The following is a 21,449-nucleotide window of genomic DNA, read 5'->3' on the forward strand; positions in this document are numbered from 1 at the left end:
GATGCATCTGGACAGGATTGCGATTGTGGGGGCTGGCATAGCCGGCCTGGCTGCAGCGCTTAGCTTTTCCCGCTTGGGCATGGCTTGTGATATTTTTGAAGAAGCCGGCGACCTTGTGGAAGTCGGCGCAGGCCTGCAGATGTCGCCGAACGCATCAGCAATCCTTGGCGAACTGGGCGTACTGGCCGACCTCGAAAAAATCTGGACCGAGCCGCGCGAGATAGCCCTTGTCTCCGGCACGTCTCTGAAGAAGCTGGCATCCGTTCCGGCAGGTGATTTTGCCAGGGATCGCTGGAAAGCACCCTACGGCGTACTTCACCGTGCAACGCTGCAGGCGGCATTGCTTTCAGCGGTGGAGCGAGATCCGCTCTGCTCGATCCGGCTTGGCACACCCATAAGAGGCGGTTTGCCAAAAGCGGTTCGGGAAATCACCGGCAACACCTACCCGCTCGTGATCGGTGCCGACGGAGTGTGGTCCAATGCACGCGCGTCGGTAGAGGATTCTCCTCAGCCCGATTTCTCACGGAATATCGCGTGGCGCTTTACCATTCCGCTCGATGAAGCACCCGACTGGCTGGCGCGCGATTGCGTTACCGCGTTCATGGGGCCGTCGACACATCTCGTTGCTTATCCTTTGAGAGAAATGAGCGAGTTCAACATCGTTGCCATCGCGTCAGGCATAAGCCCCGGTGCGACATGGGAAGCGCAGGCGAACGAAGGCCAGAAAGCGATGCTGGTCAGACAGTTTGCTGGCTGGAATGCGGAAATCACCAAGCTGTTGAGCCGCTCGCCCCGACCGACATTCTGGCCGCTTCACGAAGTGACGTCGGGTCGCTGGCACAATGGCCGCGATCTGGTGCTGATCGGAGATGCAGCACACGCGATGATGCCATTCTCTGCACAGGGCGCTGCCATGGCAATCGAAGACGGGTTCGTGCTCGCCAACGAAGTGAAGAAGTCAAGCTCCCTGCCCGCCGCCCTGACGGGCTTTGAAGCCCAGAGAACCAGCCGCGCGGCAAGGGTCAAGGCTCGCGGTTCGTTCAACCGCTTCGCCTATCATGCTCGCGGTCCATTCCGTATCGGTCGCAATATCGTCCTGTCCCTGCGTCCGCCGCAATCTCTCGCGGCGGACCTGGATTGGCTTTACGGATACCGCGTCAGCTGATCAGACGGCAGCCGCGGCAAGGAAGCCCTGTTCAAGATCCTTCTGGAGGTCAGCAACATCTTCCAGGCCGATCTGCAGACGAATGACCGGGCCTTCGGCAGGCTGCTTGCGGATCGTGCGGTCAGAGAGATTGACCTGCAACGCCAGGCTTTCGAAACCGCCCCAGGAATAGCCAAGGCCGAAATAGGTCAATGCGTCGAGGAACGCATGCGCTTTCGCCTTGGCGTTTTCCGCGTCAGCTTTGAGCACGAAGGAGAAGATGCCGCTAGAGCCCTTGAAATCGCGCTTCCAGATCTCGTGACCCGGGAAACTCGGCAATGCCGGATGCAGCACACGCGCCACGTCGTCGCGACCTTCCAGCCACTGCGCGATAGAAAGCGCGCTTTTCTGATGATGTTCTAGACGGACACCCATGGTCCGCAGACCACGCAGGATCATGTAGGAATCATCCGGCGCGCCGCAGATACCCATGAGAATGCGCGCTTCCTCCAGTTGCGGCCACCACTTGGCATTGGCGGACACCGAACCCATCACAATGTCGGAATGGCCCGAAGGATATTTCGTTGTTGCGTGGATCGACACATCCACGCCGAAATCGAGCGGCCGGAAATAAAGCGGCGTAGCCCAGGTATTGTCCATGGTGACGACGCAACCGTGTTTGTGCGCCGCATCCGCGATAGCGCGAATGTCCTGCATTTCAAATGTATTTGAACCCGGCGCCTCAGTGTGCACCAGCTTCGTATTTGGTTTGATCAGAGCCTCGATACCGGCACCGATTTCCGGGTCGTAATACTCGATTTCCACACCAAGGCGCGTGAGCATCGTGTTGCAGAAATTTCGGCAGGGCGTGTAAACCGAATCGACGATCAAGGCGTGGTCTCCCGCCGACAGGTAGGCCAGAAACGGTACCGAAATAGCTGCCAGCCCTGACGGGACCAGGATCGTGCCTGCAGAACCTTCCAATTCGTCAAAAGCAGCACACAATGCGTCTGTGGTCGGTGTTGCACGGGTACCGTAAGAGTAAGGCTGACCTCGGCGCTCCATCGTCGCGGAATCAGGAAACAGCACGGTCGAGGCATGAACGACCGGGGGATTGACGAAGCCGTGGTAGGAGCGCGGATCATTTCCGATATGTGCAAGTCGCGTATTAGCGCCGGCAGCGCCGAGCATGGAAGATTTTCTGGTCATCTGGTGGGAAAACTCTCTAGGCGGGAAAGCTTTCTTGTCGCGCTGCAAAGCCTGGAGGTCAAGCCCGGTCGATACGCCGCAAAGTTGAGCATAGATCAGATGCCAAACATAAAGGCACTGAATTCAGCACATACTGCATAAGGCGTCGGCATTTGCTCAATCACTGAGCAAAAAACTAAATATTACCTTATTTCAAACGCAATTCCTGCTGGTGAGACTTGACCCCCACAGCATTTGCGAATGAGATAGGCGCGCTCGCCGCTGGAGGGTTGGCGAGCAACCGGCCGTATTCGAACAACGATCAAGGGGAGCGGCCCGGTGGCATCAGAAAATAAAACACAAACAAAGGTTGGGAAAATGAAAAAGACAATTCTGTCAGCCGCGATTGGCGCTGCAGCCCTGGGCTTGGCCTCGGCAGCATCGGCAGCCACGCTTGATGACGTTAAGGCAAAGGGTGTCGTCACCTGCGGCGTCAGCGCTGGCATTCCAGGGTTCTCGAATCCGGACGATAAGGGCGAGTGGACCGGTATCGACGTCGATTACTGCCGCGGTATCGCTGCCGCCGTTTTCGGCGACCCGACGAAGGCTAAGTTCGTTGCCCTGTCGAGCAAGGACCGTTTCCCTGCGCTGCAGTCCGGCGAAGTCGACGTCCTTACCCGCAACACCACCTGGACGATCAGCCGCGACACGTCGCTCGGCTTCAACTTCCGTACCGTCAACTACTATGACGGCCAGGGCTTCATCGTGAAGAAAAGCCTTAACGTGAAGTCGGCACTCGAGCTTTCCGGTGCTGCTGTCTGCGTCCAGACCGGCACGACCACCGAACTCAACCTCGCCGACTACTTCAAATCCAACAACCTTCAGTACAATCCGGTCGTCTTCGAAAAGGAAGCCGACGCTACGACAGCTTATGACTCCGGTCGTTGCGACGTCTACACGACCGACCAGTCCGGCCTCTATGCAATCCGCCTGAAGATGAAGAACCCGGACGAGAACATGGTTCTGCCGGAAGTCATCTCCAAGGAGCCGCTTGGCCCGGCCGTTCGCCAGGGTGATGACAAGTGGTTCGACATCGTGTCGTGGGTTCACTACGCCATGGTCAACGCCGAAGAACTCGGCATCACATCGAAGAATGTCGATGAGATGAAGACCAGCGGCGGCCCGGACGTAAAGCGCATGCTCGGCAGCGAAGAAGGCTCCAAGATCGGCACCGATCTCGGCCTTACCAACGATTGGGCTTACAACATCGTCAAGCTGGTCGGCAATTATGGAGAAGTCTTCGACCGCACCGTCGGCCCGAACACTCCGCTCAAGATCGAGCGCGGCCTGAACGCTCTGTGGACCAAGGGCGGTCTGCAATACGCCCCGCCGATCCGTTAATCGGACCGACAGTGGACATGGGCATGGAGGTGGAGAAATCCGCCTCCATGCATCTAAAATTCCCGCAAGGGCAAAAAGTCTCCAAAAAGGAGATAATAAACTAAGGGGATTCGTTTATGGCCGGCATGGCCCTCAATTCCGAAACGTCTGACACCAGAAAGCGGGCCTCGTCCCTGATAAACGACCCGAAAGTGCGCGGGATATTCTATCAGGTCCTGACATTGGCGCTTCTCGTCCTCTTCGTGTGGACCGTTACCCAAAACACGATCAACAATCTGCAGAAGGCAAACATTGCCTCCGGTTTCGGATTTCTTCAGGGCCGCGCCGGTTTCGACATCGGCCAGTCGCTGATCGCCTACACAAGTGACTCCACCTATGGCCGCGCGCTGCTCGTCGGCATTCTAAACACTTTGCAGGTGGCCGTTCTTGGCATCATTACGGCTTCCATCATCGGCTTTATCGTCGGCATCGCCCGCCTTTCGCAGAATTGGCTCATTGCCAAGCTCGCACAGGTCTATGTGGAATTTTTCCGCAACATCCCGCCGCTGCTCGTTATCCTGTTCTGGTACAAGGGCGTCATCGCCGTACTTCCCCAAGCGCGCGAATCCCTGAACTTGCCTTTTCAGAGCTATCTCAACAATCGCGGCCTGTTCGTGCCAAAGCCGATATTCGGAGATGGTGTTTGGGCAATCGCTGTAGCGTTTCTGATCGGTATAGTCGCTACGGTGTTTGTGGCGCGCTGGGCAAAGAAGCGACAAAGGCTCACCGGAAAGCCGTTTCATACCGTTTGGACGGGTTTGGCCCTGATCATCGGCTTGCCGATCTTGACTTTCATGGCACTTGGCGCACCGATCACCTTCGACTTCCCCGTCGCAGGTCGCTTCAACCTGACAGGTGGTTCGGTTCTTGGACCGGAATTCATCTCGCTCTACCTGGCGCTCTCCTTCTACACGGCTTCCTTCATTGCCGAGATCGTCCGCTCGGGCATCAAGGCTGTACCGAAGGGCCAGACCGAAGCAGCAAACGCGCTTGGGCTACGCTCGAACGCTATAACGCGACTGATAATCCTGCCGCAGGCGCTCAGGATCATCATCCCACCACTGACAAGCCAATATCTGAACCTCACCAAGAACTCGTCTTTGGCGGTCGCGTGCGGGTTTGCAGATATTTATGCAATCGGCGGAACGATGTTGAACCAGACCGGTCAGGCAGTTGAGATCGTGGCTCTTTTCCTTGTCATCTATTTGTCCATCTCGATCACCACAGCGATATTCATGAACTGGTTCAATGCCAAAATGGCCTTGGTGGAGAGATAATCATGGCAACGACCTCTTCAACTTTCGTGCGCCAGGACATGCTGGCGCAGCAACCGGCACCGCTCGGGATCAGCGGCCCGTCGCACTGGTTCAGGACTAGGCTGTTTGCAACGCCAAAGGATACGGTTCTGACGATCCTGGCGCTTGCGCTGCTAGTCTATGTCATTCCAGGCATGATCAATTGGCTGTTCATCGATGCCGTTTGGACCGGTTCGGACCGCACGGCCTGTGCGACCGTCATCCAGGGAGGCATTCTTCCGGACGGTCAATCCGGCGCATGTTGGGCTTTTGTAGAAGCAAAATTCCAGCAGTTCATGTTCGGCCGGTACCCGGCTGATGAACGCTGGCGGCCAATCCTCGTAGCGGTCCTTTTCGTGATCCTGCTCGTTCCGATGCTCATTCCGAAGGTCCCCCATAAGGGATGGAATGCGCTGGCGCTCTTCATCATCCTGCCGTTCATCTCGTTCTTCCTGCTGATCGGCGGCTTCGGCCTTTCACATGTCGAGACCCAGCTCTGGGGCGGATTGATGGTAACGTTGATCCTCTCTTTCTTCGGGATCACCGTATCTCTGCCGCTTGGCATTATCCTGGCGCTTGGACGGCGTTCGCAGATGCCTGTAATCAAGACGCTCTGCGTCGTCTTCATCGAGATAATCCGCGGCATCCCGCTCGTCACGGTTCTATTCATGGCCAGCGTCATGCTGCCGCTTTTCCTGCCTGATGGGTGGACATTCGACAAACTGCTTCGCGCCCTGATCGGCGTTTCGATCTTCGCCTCCGCCTACATGGCGGAAGTCATTCGCGGCGGCTTGCAGGCAATTCCGAAGGGACAGTTTGAAGGGGCGGACTCGTTGGGATTGACCTATTGGCAAAAGACGCGGCTGATCATTCTGCCGCAGGCAATCAAGTTGGTCATCCCAAGCATCGTCAACACTTTCATCGGCCTGTTCAAGGATACGTCGCTCGTCTCGATTATCGGCATGTTCGACCTTCTGGGGATCGTCACGCTCAACCAGTCGGATGCCAACTGGTCGACGCCGGTCACGCCGGTCACCGGTTACATTTTTGCCGGTTTCATATTCTGGCTTTTCTGCTTCGGCATGTCGCGATACTCCGCCTTTATGGAGCGACACCTCGACACCGGCCACAGGCACTAGCCACAACAAGAGTTAAAGGGGAAAACAATGGCTGAAGCCCTAACGAAAAAACTGACCGTTTCCTCGACCGAGGTTGCCGTCGAAATCATCGGCATGAACAAGTGGTATGGTGATTTCCACGTGCTGCGCGACATCAATCTGAAGGTGATGAAGGGCGAGCGCATCGTCATTGCCGGGCCTTCCGGCTCCGGCAAGTCGACGATGATCCGTTGCATCAACCGCTTGGAAGAACATCAGTCGGGCAATATCCTCGTCGACAATATCGAGCTTACCAACGATCTGAAGAAGATCGACGAGGTGCGCCGCGAAGTCGGCATGGTATTCCAGCACTTCAACCTCTTTCCGCACCTGACCATCCTGGAAAACTGCACGCTGGCACCGATCTGGGTTCGCAAGATGCCGAAGAAGGAAGCCGAAGAGATCGCGATGCACTATCTGAAGCGCGTCAAGATCCCGGAACAGGCCAACAAATACCCGGGCCAGCTCTCCGGCGGCCAGCAGCAGCGCGTGGCGATCGCCCGCTCGCTCTGCATGAAGCCGAAGATCATGCTGTTCGACGAGCCGACCTCGGCGCTCGACCCCGAAATGGTCAAGGAAGTGCTCGACACCATGGTCTCGCTTGCAGAGGAAGGCATGACCATGCTGTGCGTGACCCATGAAATGGGCTTTGCCCGCCAGGTCGCAAACCGCGTGATCTTCATGGACCAGGGCCAGATCGTCGAGCAGAACTCGCCGGCCGAGTTCTTCGACAATCCGCAGCACGAGCGCACCAAACTCTTCCTCAGCCAGATCCTGCACTGAGAACAGCTAAACATTGACATGAAAAAGGGCGCCTGAAGCGCCCTTTTTCATGTCACCATTTGTAGGAATATCTGGCGTTAACGCTCGACACCGTCGTTGCATCCGTGAAGTTTCGGTTCACGCTGCCGCTCAGCGTAATGTTGTCGCCGAGAGGTTGCTCAATCCCGAAACTGGCAGCAACTGCCGAAAAATTCGCAGAACCATTGGCGACGGCTACGAAGGCGGTTCCGCTCTCACGCTGCCTCAACTTTATCGATTGGCTCGCGTCCAGCCCTGCCCAGTCTTTTTGCACACCGTCATAGCGAACCACATAGCTGGATTGACGCTCAAGATTGAAGGTTGGCGTAGCAATCTGCTTTTCATAATAGTTCATGCTGATCGTAGCGCTGCCTGCATTGCCATCCATATTGATCCCGATATCACGGCTCATCTGGTAAGCGGGGCGCTTCCTATCCTCGGTCTTTATCCTGCTCCAGAACTTGAGAGGTGTATTCACCACCTCGCCAGTCTTCGAGGAATCCACACCGACATTGAATCCGGCCTCTGTTTCGAGCTGCACGGGCAGCCGAAGGCCCAGCTTCACGGCATAACTTGTGTCCGAGTTCTTGATGGGCTGCCATATCAATGGACGTTCATCCGCCCAGCTTGAACTTGAGGTGAAGGCGGCAAGCAAAGCCGCACCCGCCACGGCGAGAAGATTCTTGTTCATATGTATCCCCACTCGAAGGCTCAAAGACAATGCAAAGGCCCGGGCCGCTCCGCGCGGCCCGCGAAAAACCATTTCAGTGTATTGAAGGCGCCAAACGCGAAGCTCCTGCTCCCGGCACCAAAATTACCTTCCCCTGCGTGACGCAACGGAACTAATGAACTGGATAATAGCTCAGAATGCACCGCAGCGAAATTCCAAAAGCTCTTTCGCATATGCGAACAAGCGCGGGTAAAATTTCACCCTAACGGGAACAAGATCGGCCTTGAGCCGTTGCAGTCTGCTGATTTGAGGGAGACATCGATGAAGCTGACATTTGTGTCAATGTTACTGATGGCCTTGGCGCCGGCACTGACCGAGAGCGCCTCTGCCGCGTCGATAACCTATGGCAGCCTGGGAATTATCAAAGGATCGGATGTCGAAAATCGCTTTTTGAGAGCACGGGACGAATGCACGCTCGAAGCTTCAACGCCACCGCGCGGACACCCCTTCTCCGAAAATTTCCTTAACCAGGCTGCGCTGAGAGCCTGCCTCTATCGCAAAGGCTTTTCGAGCAAGGGGGATTACGTCTATCCAGTTCCCCTGTTCGGCAATCCAGTGCGCGCGATAAGCAGCCTTTGAACAGCCACCACAGCGCTATAGATCCCGTTTGGTACGGACTGTGCGATAGTATGTGCGTGCAGCTTCAACCCCGGAGCGGTCGCACCTTACTATATTTCAAGAAGTTACATAAGAGAGTGGCGACCCCTGCAGGACTCGAACCTGCGACCTGCTGCTTAGAAGGCAGCTGCTCTATCCAGTTGAGCTAAGGGGCCTTTAGGCGGCAGCTAAGTGCCGCAATAATCAATGCGTCCAGGGCTGCAGGCGATTGAAACGGAAATTGTCGGTATAGGATACCGCCTGTCGGTTTGCGTCTTTCGGATGGATAACCCGGTATTCGATGCCCTCGCGCTGCGCGTAGGCTTCCGCCAGTTCCTGCGTCTCGAAAGTCAGCCGGAGCTGCTGCTTCATGTCGCCGGATGACGTATAACCCAGTATCGGATCGATGCTGCGCGGCGTTTCAGGATCGAACTCCAGAACCCATAGACGGGTCTTGGCCTTGCCAGACTGCATTGCAGTTTTTGCAGGACGATAGATCTTCGCAGCCATGAGTTCACCAACCCCATAAATTCGTCCGCGATCCAAGGCATCCAATCTGCCTGAGAACGCCGCCAACCGATTCAACGATATCGCGGCATTGCGGTACCAACGCTTTTGCCGTGTCCCCGGTTCATTGTCAACGACCTCCATGGCCATTGAAACAGCGGAGGCAAAGGCCAAGCCCCGACTTCTATCTTACAATCGTCAGCGTCTCGGCGGCCCGGGTGATCGCGGTGTAAAGCCAGCGCTCGCGCGTATCGCGAAATGCAAAGCTCTCGTCGAACAACACGACATTGTTCCATTGCGAACCCTGCGCCTTATGGCACGTCAGCGCATAACCGTAGTCGAACTCGTCGTACCGCTTGCGCATCGACCACGGAATCTCTTCCTCGCTCTCGAAGGCAGCCTTGAGAAGCTTGATCTTCGCGGCACCGCGATCCATGTCGTCGTCTTCCGGGCGGATCATCAGATTGATGCCCGGCTTCACCGTTTCTCGTGAGGCGCTCATCACCTGCCAGAGCGAACCGTTGAGCAGGCCCTTTACCTGATCGTTCCTCAGGCAGACCAGCTTGTCGCCGGATTGCGGATAATCGGCAGTAAAGCCCTTCAGCTCGCGCAGGCGCTGGTTATAGCGCTTGCGGGTGCGGTTGGTACCGACAAGAACCTGGTCGGCACCGAGCACCAGATCCTGTGTCACCTCGTCGCGTGAAATGACCTGCGCCTTTCCATAGTCGCCATACATGATCTCCTTGCCTTCGCGCACCTGCATGGCGAGCTGGATAATCGGGTTGTCCTGCGCCTGGCGATGGATTTCGGTCAAGAGATAGTCCGGTTCCTGCTCGGTGAAGAAACCGCCGCCTGAAACGGGCGGCAGCTGACCGGGATCGCCGAGAACCAGGATCGGTGTACCAAAACTCATTAAATCCTTGCCAAGCGCCTCATCCACCATCGAGCATTCGTCGATAACGATAAGGGCTGCCTTGGCGACGGGGCTCTGGCGATTGATGGCGAACATCGGCGCGATCGAGGTCTTGCCTGTCTCTTCGTCTTCGACCGCCTCCTCGCCGCGCGGGCGGTAGATCAGCGAGTGGATGGTCTTGGCATTGCGGGCGCCTCTGGAACGCAACACCTGCGCTGCCTTGCCGGTAAAGGCTGCAAACAGAACCTCTCCGTCCACATGTTCGGCGAAATGTTTGGCAAGCGTCGTCTTGCCGGTACCGGCATAACCAAACAGCCGGAAAACCTGGCTGCGCCCATCCTTCAGCCAGCGCGAAACGGCCTTGAGGGCCTCATCCTGTTGCGGTGCAAATTGCATGCTCGGGACTTGGCAGGATTCTCGGCGAAAGCGCAACAGAAAAGAACGAAAGATGAATCAAAGGCGAGGATAACGGCGCTGTTGCGTTTATCGGCTGCCTGTCTGTCGAAAATGAAAAAATCTTCGGCCCGTTGGGAATAAAACCAGGCACACGGGTGTCATGACATCGGTGGCCGGGAGAGAGCCACCTCAAATCAGGAGACGCCCGATGAAAAAGCTCATCCTCGCAACTGCGGCATTCGCCGCACTCGCCACAGCAGCCCTCGCCGCAAGCCCGTTCACGACGGTCAAGACCGCCAAGGGAAACGTGCTTGCCGGCGAAAAAGGCATGACGGTCTACACTTTCAAGAACGACAAGGCCGGCATGTCGAACTGCTACGACAAATGCGCCCAGAACTGGCCGCCGGTTATGGCCGCTTCCGATGCCAAGCCTGATGGTGCATACTCGCTCGTCACCCGTAAGGACGGGGCAAAACAATGGGCCAAGGACGGCATGCCGCTCTATTACTGGGTGAAGGACACCAAGCAAGGCGACACGACCGGTGATGGCGTGAACGGTGTATGGGATGTCGCCAAGCCCTGATCTTCCCAACTCAGAGAGGGCGACCGGAGGCGAGACCGAAAACCTCGCACCGGTTGCCTTTGAAGCAAGAATTCTCGCTCTCCTGCCGCAGCTCAGGCGCTATTCACGCAGCCTGACGCGATCGGACACGGAGAGCGAGGATTTGCTTCAGGACTGTGTCGAAAAGGCCCTCCTCAGCCGCAGCCAGTGGCGCGGCACGAATTTCAGGGCATGGGCCTACCGGATCATGACTAATCTTCATCTCAACGCGCGCCGATTTCGCATACGTCACCCATCGGCGACAACCGACGGCAGCGAGATCGAGGATCTCGCCATGACATCTGCAGATCCGCTCGAAAGCCGAAGGCTCATGCAGTCTCTGGCCAGCCTTCCAGCTGAATTTCGCGTCGTTCTGACATTGGTCGTCGTCGAGGGTTATGCCTATCAGGAGGTGGCCGAGATGCTGGACATTCCCATCGGAACGGTCATGTCGCGACTATCTCGCGCGCGCCACGCACTGCGGGAAAAGATGCGCGAAGCCAACATCATTCCACTGCGGAGACCCCGATGACAGAGCGCCGCTCCATCTCCGAGGAACAGCTGCACGCCTATGTCGATGATCTTCTCGACGAAGCGGATCGCCGGCGTGTGGAAGAATTTCTCGGTGAAAATCCGGAGGCGGCCGAGATGATCGCAGACTGGCAGTCGCAAAACGACGGCCTCCGCTCAGCCTTCGCCGGTTACCAGAAATCGTCAGCCGCAGATCTTCAACTGGTTACCATGAGCGGCAACCAGACGAGGGGCCTCCGCACGAACCGCCTGTCGCTCGTCGCGGCCTCACTTGCCATCTTCGCGCTTGGCGCACTGGGGGGACATTACGCCCCTGCCCTGTTTGATAAACCCGAAATCACGCCGGCCTATACCGATGCCCTTCCACAGGAGGCAAATAACGCCTTCCTCGTCTATGCGAGCGAAGTCCGCCACCCGGTCGAGGTTTTTGCCGATCAGGAAGCACATCTCGCCACCTGGCTGGGCAAACGACTGTCGATCCCCGATCTCAAAGTGCCCAACCTGCAATCGCTTGGCTTTCGCCTTGTCGGAGGAAGGCTGCTGCCAGTCGTCGGCACGGCCGGCGCCATGTTCATGTATGAGGATGCAGTCGGTCAGCGCCTGACCGTGATCGTCGGGCGCAATCCGCAAAACCAGTCCACAAGCTTCCGCTTGGCCTCTGCCGGCGATATCGAGACGTTCTACTGGATCGACGGCGATCTAGGTTATGCGGTCACCGGTGAAATCTCCCGTGCCACGCTGCAGAAAGTTGCGGAGGAATGTTATCGCCAGTTTCCATCCTGAGCGACGCTTGGCATCCGCAGAGAAAGTCTTAGGTTAGCCTTTTAGGCCAAACCGGGGTTTTGCATCATGCACGATATTGCCGCCGCCACTCTCCCATCCGGAATACGTTTGCCCTCGCTGGGACTTGGGACATGGAAGATGGGCGAGAACGCCCGGACAGCCAGCCAGGAGGTCGAGAGCCTGAAACGCGGCCTCGATCTCGGCATGACGCTGATCGATACGGCCGAACTGTATGGCGAAGGCGGCGCGGAAACAATTACCGGAAAGGCGATCGAGGGACGGCGTGACGAGGTCTTCCTCGTCAGCAAGGTCTATCCCTTCAACGCCAGCCGTAAGGGCGTCATAGATGCCTGCGAAAGAAGCCTCCAAAGGTTGAAGACCGATCGGCTGGACCTCTATCTTCTTCACTGGCGTGGCGAGCACGATCTTGAGGAAACCGTGGCCGGTTTTGAGGAGCTGCGCAGGGCAGGCAAGATCCGTGAATGGGGCGTCTCGAATTTCGATGTCGAGGACATGGAAGACCTGATGGAGGTGGAAGACGGAGAAAACTGCGCTGCCAATCAGGTCCTTTACAATCTTTCCCGCCGGGGTGTTGAACACGATCTAATGCCCTGGTGTCAGGAGCGTGGCATTCCGATCATGGCCTATTCTCCCATCGAACAGGGCCGGATATTGCGCAACACCGAACTGATCCGCATCGCCAAGGCCTATCAGGCAACACCCGCCCAGCTGGCACTGGCCTTTGTCATGCGAGCGAGAAACACAATCGCCATCCCGAAATCCAGCGATCCGCACCGTGTCGAGGAAAATGCCGGCGCGGCGAGACTGGAGATCAGCAGGGAGGATTGGGCAGCGCTCGACGCAGTCTTCCCGCCGCCGTTCAGAAAGCAGCCACTGGAAATGCTGTGATCTAAAGACGAGCCCGCCCGGCTACGATGGCATCGATTGCATGAAATACGTCCGAAACCTGCCGGGTCTCAGGATCGCGATAGATCGGATAGTGGATGAAAGCGGCAGCGGTAAGCTGGTCGATGCTGCGCTTTACCACGCGACGCTTCGATACTATTGCTCGGGCATGCTCGCTCATGTGGTCATCGGTCAGGCCCCAGCCGCTGTAGAAGGGCGCGGCGTAACAGCGTACAGGCACACCGCGCAAAAGCGCGTCGAAACCAAACTGGCTGGCAACCGTCCATACCTCGTCGACCACCTTCAGGATCGACGCAGCCGAGACAGGTTCAGCCGACAGCGTGACCCCCGCCCTGCCCGCCGCTACCTCGGTAAGATAACCCTTCCTGTAGCCAGCAATGACATCAGGATGCGTGCGAACGATACATTGGGCACCACTCGCTAGCGCATCGTCGAGCATGGCGATGAAGGATGCCGATGAGCCGAGAGAAAGCGGAACGGAGACGTCTCCCTTCACTTGGTCGATCAGCAGAATTCTGCGTTTGCCGCTTGCCTCGAACTTCGGTTCTCGATGCGGAAGATGGTTGTATTTGGACAAACCATGCAGAACGATCCCGTCGCGCACATCCCGCGCCTCCTGCCCGCAATCGTTAGACATTTCAGCGATAATTCGCTCTAGACGCGACGCCTTCGACGCATCCGTTGACAAGGCCAGATCGTCCGCGACGATGGAAAAAGGTAGAACACCGGATTTTCCAAGCTGAACGGAGCGAAGAAATCCGTCTTCGAGCCGCCAATGAGGCAGACTGCGCGCCGTCGCTATCGTCTCAGTCATCTTCGCGACGACGCGACCACCCCAGGCGATGGTTCCGCTGATGCCGGGAGCAAGGCAGGTCCGAATCTCGGGCAATCCGAGATAGTCCTTTACCCACGGCATGTCTTTGCGAAGCCAGCGCATGGCTCCGAGCGACGTTCCGACCGGGGGAAGCCAGGGCTTTCCCCCGATCCTGCCGGGATCATCATATGTCAAGGCAACGACCATCCACGTTGGAGGAGATTTGTTATCGCCTACTCTGGACGGCCAGCTTTGTCCAATCAGTTACATGCCCTGCGGGCCGCGATTCATCGCCGCGATACCCGTACGGCAGACCTCGATCAGTCCGAGCGGCTTCACCACTGCCACGAACTGGTCGATCTTCGACGATTTTCCGGTGATCTCGAAAATGAAATGACCGACCGTCGCATCGACAACCTTCGCCTGGAAGGCATCGGCAAGGCGCAGGACCTCCGCCCGGCCCTCGCCGGTCCCGGCCACCTTGATCAGCGCCACTTCGCGTTCGATCGGGCGTTCCTGACCAAGCTGGCCTGCACGCACCGTCAGGTCGACAACCCGATGCACAGGAACGATACGCTCAAGCTGGGCCTTGATCTGCTCAAGAACGGTCGGCGTACCGTTGGTCACAATCGTAATTCGCGATAGGTGGGATTCGTGTTCGGTCTCCGAGACGGTGAGACTTTCAATATTGTAGCCGCGACCGGAGAAAAGGCCGATAACGCGGGCAAGCACGCCCGGTTCGTTGGTGACAAGAACCGATAGCGTATGGCTCTCGACCTTAGCGGTCTCCGGGCTGATGAAATAGGCAGAGCCCGTCGGTTGCTGATGTGCGTTCATGATCCTGGGTCCATTTTCCTAAAGCATGCCTCCCGAAAATGTTCTGCGGTTTCGGGACAAAAACATGCGTCAAATCAGATAACCAAAGCGCCAGAGCCAAATCTCGATGATCGCGCGGCACCTTGGAGTTTCGTCAGGAATACCAACTCGTATCAAACGAGCTGGCGGCCCTTTGCATCGATGGCCGTCGCAACGACTTCGTCCGAAGCCTCATCCGGCAGCAGCATCTCGTTGTGTGCCTTGCCCGACGGGATCATCGGGAAGCAGTTGGCCAGATTGGCAACACGGCAGTCGAAGATGACGGGAGCCTTGACCGCGATCATCTCGGCAATCTTGCCATCCAGTTCCTTGGGATCGTCGCAATACATGCCGACAGCGCCATAGGCTTCCGCCAGCTTGACGAAATCGGGCATGGCTTCGGTGTAGGAATTCGACAGGCGGTTGCCGTGCAGCAACTGCTGCCACTGGCGCACCATGCCCATATACTGGTTGTTCAGGATGAAGATCTTCACCGGCAGGTTATGCTGGATAGCGCAGGACATTTCCTGGATGCACATCTGGATAGACGCATCGCCGGCGATATCGATGACAAGCGCATCCGGATGTGCAACCTGCACGCCGAGTGCTGCCGGCAGGCCGTAACCCATAGTGCCGAGACCGCCCGACGTCATCCAGTGGTTCGGCTCCTCGAAGCCGAAGAACTGGGCCGCCCACATCTGGTGCTGGCCGACTTCGGTGGTGATGTAGGTATCACGCCCCTTGGTGGCTTCGGCAAGACGCTCCAGAGCATATTGCGGCATGATGACGTCATTGGAGTTCTTGTAGGAGAAAGACTTGCGCGCGCGCCAGGTCTCGATCGAAGAGCGCCATTCGGCCGTCTGGGTCTTTTCCGGCTTCTTCGGCAGCGCCCGCCACAGGCGAACCATATCTTCCAGAACGCGACCGACATCGCCGATGATCGGAATATCAACCCGAACGTTCTTGTTGATCGACGACGGATCGATATCGATATGGACCTTGCGCGAATTCGGCGAAAACGCGTTCAGACGGCCAGTGATACGGTCATCGAAACGAGCGCCTATACAAACCATGACGTCGCAATCATGCATCGCCATATTGGCCTCGTAGGAGCCATGCATGCCGAGCATACCGAGCCAGTTCTTGCCCGACGCCGGATAGGCACCGAGACCCATCAGCGTCGAGGTGATCGGGGCATCGGTCAGTTCCACCAGCTCTCGCAGCAGCTTGGAGGCTTCCGGGCCGGCATTGATGACGCCGCCGCCGGTATAGAGGATCGGACGACGAGCCGTTGCCATCAGTTCGACTGCAGCCTGGATCGCCTTCAGATCACCATTGACCTTCGGCTTGTAGCTCTTGCTTGCCGATGCTTCCGAAGGTGGAACATAGGTGCCGGTGGCGAACTGTACGTCCTTCGGGATATCGACAACGACCGGTCCGGGGCGACCGGTCTGTGCGATACGGAACGCCTCGTGAATGATGCCTGCCAGTTCGTTGACATCCTTCACCAACCAGTTGTGCTTGGTGCAGGGGCGCGTGATGCCGACGGTATCTGCTTCCTGAAAAGCATCCGAACCGATCAGCGTCGTCGGAACCTGGCCGGTCAGGCAGACCAGCGGGATCGAATCCATCAGTGCGTCCTGCAGCGGCGTGACCGCATTCGTTGCACCCGGACCGGAGGTGACCAGCATGACGCCAACCTTGCCAGTGGAGCGCGCGTAACCTTCGGCCGCGTGACCGGCACCCTGTTCATGACGGACGAGAATATGCTGGATGTCATCCTGCTGAAAAATCTCGTCATAAATCGGAAGCACGGCACCGCCGGGATAGCCGAAAATATGCTCGACGCCGTTGTCCTTCAAAGCGCGAAGCACGATTTCGGCACCTGTCATCCGGTTGCCGTTATCCGCCGTATCCGTCATGTCCTGTCCTCCTGATGTCTGGCCTTTTATCCGCAATGGCCTGGATTGCTGCTGGAGATTTGCTTCTGGTTTCTAGATTGAGATGATTGACCGGAAACAAGGCATAAAAAAAGGCCCCTTAGGAGCCTGTCTTTCCGCGCATGGGTGGCTAACGCCGGACGGTTACACCGTCCTGCCCATGCGCGCTCCCACCACAATAAGTGCCTTCGAAATCTTCATGACCGGGAGTGTTAGCCGCATAATACACATTCGTCAACGCGGCGATTAATCAAAAAGCCTCTCGGAGGCCCTGTTTTCAATCAACCTGGTCATTTCGTTGGCAGAACCTACACCAGTTGTTAAGCGGCACGCCATAATTTGCATTTCCAGTACGCCGCCCGGACACTGCTTGAGTTTCCACCCCAATGACAGGGGCGCCTTTTGCTGAATGACGAATCCCATCGCTCTCCCACAACAGGAGAGCAAGATCGCCGGGATCCTATGAAGCCGGGAAACCGCTTCCTGGGAAGGGTTGTTTCATGCAATGGGGCGCACGCAACCATCGCAGCCGTAGCAGAGGGTGGCGAAACCGAGCTCACCGAGCTTTGGTCTGTAGGGCGCCTCATCTCGATTACCGTCGGCAAGAACCGCGTCGTGGCATTGGCCTATTCGATGCAAACCGGCATACGCGAGTGGTCGGAAACCGACGACACCAAATTTCAGATTGAAGTCGAGCTTCTCGGCGAGGTTCGTGTTGGGCCGGATGGACGAGAGCAGTTTTCCAGAGGTATATCGCGATATCCCTATCTTGGAGCGATTGCCCACCGGATACGCTCGTCGGACCTCGTAAAGATCTACGATCCCGGCAAAAGCGAAACATGTGTCGTCGGCAAATTGACCCAGGACGAAAGCATAGATGCTGCAATCCATGTCCCGACGATGCTGTCGAAACATTTCGCTATCGTCGGCTCAACCGGCGTCGGCAAGTCGACGGCCGTTTCTCTGCTGTTACACAAGGCTATCGAGTCAGACCCGAAACTCAGGGTTCTTATCCTTGATCCTCACAACGAGTTCGCGGCAGCCTTTCCCGAACATGCGGTAACGATCGACACCGACACGCTGGATCTGCCTTTTTGGCTCATGCGGCTTGAAGAATTTGCCGAAGTGGTGTTTCGCGGACGCCCTGGGATCCCCGAAGAACTGGATATGCTTCGCGACCTCATTCCGGAAGCTAAGCGAGCTTTCCGCGGCAGCGAATCCAGCCTGACCAAAAGATCCGCAGAGAAAAGCTCCGTAACGGCAGACACGCCGGTTCCCTACCGCATTGCCGATCTTCTCGCATTGATCGATGACCGCATCGGCCGCCTCGAAGGCCGCGCTGAAAAACCATTCCTCCGGTCGCTGAAAATGCGCATCGTCTCCGCCATTAACGACCCGCGCTATCATTTCATGTTCTCCAACAACACGATCCAAGACACGATCATGGAGACGATCGCGCACATATTCCGCATTCCCGGCGACGATCGTCCGATCTCGACCTTCCAGCTCGCCGGCATACCGTCGGAAGTGGTCAACTCCGTCGCGTCGATCCTCTGCCGTATGGCCTTCGAGCTTGCCCTGTGGAGCAAGGGCGCCGTCCACATGCTGGTGGTTTGCGAAGAAGCACACCGCTACGTGCCGGCCGATCCCACTCTCGGTTTCATTCCGACCCGCCAGGCAATTGCGCGAATTGCCAAGGAAGGCCGCAAATACGGCGTCTCCCTCGGCGTGATCACCCAGCGTCCGGGCGAACTCGATCAAACCATTCTCTCACAGTGCTCGACGCTGTTTGCCATGCGGCTCTCCAACGATCGGGATCAGGAGATCATCAAGTCGGCCATTCCGAATTCATCGGTCTCTACCACCAGCTTCCTCTCCTCGATCGGCAATGGTGAGGCGATCGCATTTGGCGAAGCAATTGCCGTCCCGATGAGAATGAAGTTCACCCACGTCGATTCCCAGCACCTGCCCAAGGCCCACGGAATCGTTGACAAGAATCATGAGGAAACGCCTGACACGGTCGACTTACGTGCCATTGTCTCGCGTATGCGCTCTGTCAGCGGGCCTGATATCAGCACTTTCCAGCAAAGTTATCTCGCCGCCGAAGCGGCTGGCGCAATGCCTGCTGCTCCCTTCATCCCCGAAAACAACGTCGACTTCCCCCCGGCAAGTGATGCCGAACTTGATCGCTGGAAGCGGGAGATCGGGTCTCACAGCGCTGCAGAAACCAGATCCAGCCAGTCTGCAGAACCCTATCGCCCGGACATGTTGCCGAGACCGGCAAGGGTCGAGCAGGCAACGCCACCGGATAACAGGAACGGTTGGCGTGACCGCACTCTGGCCCCCTCGCCCGATCCGGTTGCGCGACCCAATCCGTTTCTGAAACGGGAAGGTTCTTTCAGGGATAGCCTGCTGAAGAAGCCTTTGAGCAGTCTCTACGACAAGGACTGAACCGACGCGGGCGAACCGTCGATACGGCGCCAGTCTTCATCCATCTGATTGCGGAACCAGGTCATCTGCCGTTTTGCATATTGCCGTGTCAGAGCCGAACTGCGTTCGATCACGCCTGCTCTCGACATCTCGCCATTGAGCATCCCGGCGATCTCGCGCACTCCGATTGCTTTCATTGCAGGCAGATCGTCAGACGGATTTTGCGCAAGAAGCGCCTTAACTTCATCGATCGCTCCTTGATCAAGCATCTTCTCGAAACGGCGATTGATGCGATCGTGAAGAACGGCACGATCCGGCAGTACGACAAATTTCTGTGCGCGGGCAGGATCAACAATCACCGGCCCTTGCTTGCCCTGAAACTCCACGAGCGACCGCCCTGTGGCCTGCAGGACCTCAAGCGCTCTGACAATCCTCTGTCCATCCCGAGCGTCCAGAGCATCGGCCACCCTCGGATCCTTCTGTGCCAGCTCCGAGTGAAGCGCTTCCGGCCCTTCATGCTTCAGCCTCAGCCGAACCTCGCAACGTATCTCCTGGGGAATTTCCGGCATGTCCGAAAGACCGCCGGTCAGCGCCTTGAAATAGAGACCGGTGCCGCCGACGAAGATAGGCAGCTGACCGCGGGCGCGAATGTCTGGCAGAAGAGAGGCTACGTCGCGCAGCCATTCCCCTGTCGAATAAGCCTTTGTCGCAGCGACATGACCATAGAGATGATGAGTTATTCCCTCCATCTCCTCGTCCAATGGCCGTGCGGTCAGCATCCGTAGCGTATCATAGACCTGCATGCTGTCGGTGTTGATGACAACACCATTTCGCTTCTCGGCCAGCCGCACGGCCAGTGCCGACTTGCCGCTGGCCGTCGGCCCGGTTATCAGGATTGCGTCGATGTCTTGCACAAGGTTTTCCATATGGCTTTCGTTGCCACGCTCATTGCCCATCCGTCAAATCCGGTTCTTGAACCCGCGCTCGCAGAGCAGGCAGCCGGAGCAGTCAGGACTTCGGGTCTTTACTGGCTTGCGGACGGCATAGCCTGCGACATTGCCCTGCATGACGACGAAGACGTAACGACCTCGGAATCCAGGTTGCGCAAGCTGATAGCAGATGCACCGGTCGATGTCGTCGTCCAGCAAGCGGAAACACGACGCAAGCAGTTTCTGATCGCCGACATGGATTCCACCATGATCGGTCAGGAATGTATCGACGAACTCGCGGACGTCGTCGGCCTGAAAGACAAGGTAGCAACGATCACCGCCCGCGCCATGAACGGCGAAATCGCCTTCGAACCTGCCCTACGCGAGCGCGTCGCCCTGCTCAAGGGTCTTCCGATCACGGTCGTCGATGACGTAATTGCCAAACGCATCACACTGACCTCAGGTGGCCGCGAGCTGATTGCGACGATGAAATCGAAGGGACATTACGCTGCCCTTGTCTCTGGCGGCTTCACGGTATTTACCAGCCGGATCGCAGCGACGCTCGGCTTCGACGAGAACCGCGCGAACATCCTGATCGAAAAGGACGGTATTCTTACCGGCGAGGTTGCCGAACCCATCCTCGGCAAGCAGGCCAAGGTCGATGCGCTGGAAGAGATTTCAGCCAGACTTGGCATCTCGCCCGATGACGTAATCGCGGTTGGCGATGGCGCCAACGACCTCGGCATGCTGGGCATTGCCGGTTCCGGCGTCGCGCTGCATGCCAAGCCAACCGTCGCCGCACAGGCCAAGATGCGCATCGACCACGGAGACCTGACGGCGCTGCTCTATATTCAGGGTTATCGGAAAAGCGACTTCGTCAACGAATGAGCCGGCGGGTCGCCATCATCGAGACGCCCCGTCTGATCCTGGGCACCTGGATCAAGGCCGATCGCGACCTTTTCCGTGAGATCAACGCCGACCCTAAGGTCATGGAGTTCTTTCCGTTCCGGCGAAGCCACGCAGAGGCCGACGCTTTCCTGGACAAGCTCAACGGGATGATAACTGAAGATGGCCGGGGGTTCTTTGCCGTCGCACTGAAGGAGACCGACGAACCTGTTGGTTTCTGTGGCCTGTCTCATCCCAATCTTCCAGGAAAATTCTCAGATGATGCAATCGAGATCGGTTGGCGTCTCGCAACACGGTTTTGGGGAAACGGTTACGTCACCGAAGCGGCAAGCGCGCTTTTGGATCAAACCTTCGCTCGCGGAAATGTCGATTGCGTCGTGTCCTTCGCGGTTGAGAAGAACCATCGTTCGACCAATGTGATGAAACGCCTTGGAATGCGCAGACGTCAGGAGATGGACTTCAGCCATCCGCGTGTCCCCGATACCCATCCCCACCTGAAACGGCATGTCGTTTACACCATTTCAAAAGACGAATGGCAGGCCCGAAGGCCTGCCTGATTTCCATC

General features: G+C 57.3%; 21 protein-coding genes and 1 tRNA gene. 13 read left to right on the forward strand and 9 right to left on the reverse strand.

The window, feature by feature from the left end:
- The first annotated feature begins 1 nt into the window (after position 1).
- Entirely contained in the window at positions 2 to 1,165 is a 1,164-nt protein-coding gene (locus tag HNQ72_RS03050) for an FAD-dependent monooxygenase (protein WP_183989502.1), read from the forward strand.
- Here HNQ72_RS03050 and HNQ72_RS03055 read toward each other — a convergent pair whose 3' ends face one another.
- Positions 1,166 to 2,353 (reverse strand): cystathionine beta-lyase, encoded by a 1,188-nt coding sequence (locus HNQ72_RS03055; RefSeq protein WP_183989503.1) that lies wholly within the window; start codon positions 2,351 to 2,353, stop codon positions 1,166 to 1,168.
- Positions 2,354 to 2,710: 357 nt separating this feature from the next.
- Between HNQ72_RS03055 and HNQ72_RS03060 the strand changes: the two genes are divergently transcribed.
- The 4 genes from HNQ72_RS03060 (at position 2,711) to HNQ72_RS03075 (ending at position 7,007) form a co-directional block, all read left to right on the forward strand.
- On the forward strand, positions 2,711 to 3,733 hold the full coding sequence (locus HNQ72_RS03060) for an amino acid ABC transporter substrate-binding protein (RefSeq protein WP_183989504.1): 1,023 nt from the start codon (positions 2,711 to 2,713) through the stop codon (positions 3,731 to 3,733).
- 116 nt (positions 3,734 to 3,849) lie between these two features.
- Positions 3,850 to 5,049, forward strand: a complete 1,200-nt coding sequence (locus HNQ72_RS03065) for an amino acid ABC transporter permease (RefSeq protein ID WP_183989505.1) — start codon at positions 3,850 to 3,852, stop codon at positions 5,047 to 5,049.
- Positions 5,050 to 5,087: 38 nt separating this feature from the next.
- Positions 5,088 to 6,206: an amino acid ABC transporter permease gene (locus HNQ72_RS03070; protein ID WP_373289403.1), complete on the forward strand. Its 1,119-nt coding sequence runs from the start codon at positions 5,088 to 5,090 to the stop codon at positions 6,204 to 6,206.
- A 27-nt stretch (positions 6,207 to 6,233) separates the two neighbouring features.
- Positions 6,234 to 7,007, forward strand: a complete 774-nt coding sequence (locus tag HNQ72_RS03075; protein WP_183686040.1) for an amino acid ABC transporter ATP-binding protein — start codon at positions 6,234 to 6,236, stop codon at positions 7,005 to 7,007.
- A 52-nt stretch (positions 7,008 to 7,059) separates the two neighbouring features.
- Here HNQ72_RS03075 and HNQ72_RS03080 read toward each other — a convergent pair whose 3' ends face one another.
- Positions 7,060 to 7,716 carry a hypothetical protein gene (locus HNQ72_RS03080; RefSeq protein WP_183989507.1) on the reverse strand — a complete coding sequence of 219 codons (657 nt, stop codon included), beginning with the start codon at positions 7,714 to 7,716 and terminating at the stop codon, positions 7,060 to 7,062.
- A gap of 300 nt (positions 7,717 to 8,016) precedes the next feature.
- Between HNQ72_RS03080 and HNQ72_RS03085 the strand changes: the two genes are divergently transcribed.
- A complete protein-coding gene (locus HNQ72_RS03085) occupies positions 8,017 to 8,334 on the forward strand; it encodes a hypothetical protein (protein WP_183989508.1) in 318 nt (105 codons plus the stop codon).
- A gap of 117 nt (positions 8,335 to 8,451) precedes the next feature.
- Here HNQ72_RS03085 and HNQ72_RS03090 read toward each other — a convergent pair.
- The 3 genes from HNQ72_RS03090 to HNQ72_RS03100 form a co-directional block, all read right to left on the reverse strand.
- Positions 8,452 to 8,528 (reverse strand) — tRNA-Arg (locus tag HNQ72_RS03090).
- A 28-nt stretch (positions 8,529 to 8,556) separates the two neighbouring features.
- Positions 8,557 to 8,862, reverse strand: coding sequence for an ETC complex I subunit (locus HNQ72_RS03095; protein WP_148147662.1), 306 nt, complete (start codon positions 8,860 to 8,862; stop codon positions 8,557 to 8,559).
- Between the two features lie 181 nt (positions 8,863 to 9,043).
- A complete protein-coding gene (locus HNQ72_RS03100) occupies positions 9,044 to 10,168 on the reverse strand; it encodes an ATP-dependent DNA helicase (RefSeq protein WP_148147661.1) in 1,125 nt (374 codons plus the stop codon).
- Positions 10,169 to 10,376: 208 nt separating this feature from the next.
- On the opposite strand from HNQ72_RS03100, the gene HNQ72_RS03105 reads away from it, so the two are divergent.
- The 4 genes from HNQ72_RS03105 (at position 10,377) to HNQ72_RS03120 (ending at position 12,992) form a co-directional block, all read left to right on the forward strand.
- Positions 10,377 to 10,751 carry a COG4315 family predicted lipoprotein gene (locus HNQ72_RS03105; RefSeq protein WP_183989509.1) on the forward strand — a complete coding sequence of 125 codons (375 nt, stop codon included), beginning with the start codon at positions 10,377 to 10,379 and terminating at the stop codon, positions 10,749 to 10,751.
- Positions 10,735 to 11,301 carry an RNA polymerase sigma factor gene (locus tag HNQ72_RS03110; RefSeq protein WP_183989510.1) on the forward strand — a complete coding sequence of 189 codons (567 nt, stop codon included), beginning with the start codon at positions 10,735 to 10,737 and terminating at the stop codon, positions 11,299 to 11,301. The genes HNQ72_RS03105 and HNQ72_RS03110 overlap by 17 nt, the downstream gene beginning before the upstream one ends.
- Positions 11,298 to 12,083: an anti-sigma factor family protein gene (locus tag HNQ72_RS03115; RefSeq protein ID WP_183989511.1), complete on the forward strand. Its 786-nt coding sequence runs from the start codon at positions 11,298 to 11,300 to the stop codon at positions 12,081 to 12,083. The genes HNQ72_RS03110 and HNQ72_RS03115 overlap by 4 nt, the downstream gene beginning before the upstream one ends.
- Before the next feature lie 66 nt (positions 12,084 to 12,149).
- Positions 12,150 to 12,992, forward strand: a complete 843-nt coding sequence (locus HNQ72_RS03120; RefSeq protein ID WP_183989512.1) for an aldo/keto reductase — start codon at positions 12,150 to 12,152, stop codon at positions 12,990 to 12,992.
- A 1-nt stretch (position 12,993) separates the two neighbouring features.
- On the opposite strand, the gene HNQ72_RS03125 is transcribed toward HNQ72_RS03120, so the two are convergent.
- From HNQ72_RS03125 to HNQ72_RS03135, 3 genes are all read right to left on the reverse strand, one after another.
- Positions 12,994 to 14,019: a capsular polysaccharide export protein, LipB/KpsS family gene (locus HNQ72_RS03125; RefSeq protein ID WP_244654272.1), complete on the reverse strand. Its 1,026-nt coding sequence runs from the start codon at positions 14,017 to 14,019 to the stop codon at positions 12,994 to 12,996.
- Between the two features lie 69 nt (positions 14,020 to 14,088).
- The gene (ilvN, locus tag HNQ72_RS03130) at positions 14,089 to 14,661 is read right to left on the reverse strand and encodes an acetolactate synthase small subunit (RefSeq protein ID WP_183989514.1); all 573 of its coding nucleotides are present in this window, start codon (positions 14,659 to 14,661) and stop codon (positions 14,089 to 14,091) included.
- Positions 14,662 to 14,813: 152 nt separating this feature from the next.
- Positions 14,814 to 16,601 (reverse strand): acetolactate synthase 3 large subunit, encoded by a 1,788-nt coding sequence (locus HNQ72_RS03135; RefSeq protein WP_183989515.1) that lies wholly within the window; start codon positions 16,599 to 16,601, stop codon positions 14,814 to 14,816.
- Positions 16,602 to 17,021: 420 nt separating this feature from the next.
- On the opposite strand from HNQ72_RS03135, the gene HNQ72_RS03140 reads away from it, so the two are divergent.
- Positions 17,022 to 19,070 carry an ATP-binding protein gene (locus tag HNQ72_RS03140; protein WP_183989516.1) on the forward strand — a complete coding sequence of 683 codons (2,049 nt, stop codon included), beginning with the start codon at positions 17,022 to 17,024 and terminating at the stop codon, positions 19,068 to 19,070.
- On the opposite strand, the gene miaA is transcribed toward HNQ72_RS03140, so the two are convergent.
- On the reverse strand, positions 19,055 to 19,975 hold the full coding sequence (gene miaA, locus HNQ72_RS03145; RefSeq protein WP_183989517.1) for a tRNA (adenosine(37)-N6)-dimethylallyltransferase MiaA: 921 nt from the start codon (positions 19,973 to 19,975) through the stop codon (positions 19,055 to 19,057). The two genes, HNQ72_RS03140 and miaA, sit on opposite strands and share 16 nt — an antisense overlap.
- Here miaA and serB point away from each other — a divergent pair, their 5' ends adjacent.
- Both serB and HNQ72_RS03155 read left to right on the forward strand, forming a co-directional pair.
- Entirely contained in the window at positions 19,976 to 20,866 is an 891-nt protein-coding gene (serB, locus tag HNQ72_RS03150) for a phosphoserine phosphatase SerB (protein ID WP_183989518.1), read from the forward strand.
- Positions 20,863 to 21,441, forward strand: coding sequence for a GNAT family N-acetyltransferase (locus tag HNQ72_RS03155; RefSeq protein WP_183989519.1), 579 nt, complete (start codon positions 20,863 to 20,865; stop codon positions 21,439 to 21,441). Before serB ends, HNQ72_RS03155 begins: the two co-directional genes overlap by 4 nt.
- Positions 21,442 to 21,449 lie beyond the last annotated feature (8 nt).

Origin of the sequence: Aliirhizobium wenxiniae (assembly GCF_014201355.1) — a bacterium.
Taxonomy (GTDB): Bacteria; Pseudomonadota; Alphaproteobacteria; order Rhizobiales; family Rhizobiaceae; genus Neorhizobium; species Neorhizobium wenxiniae.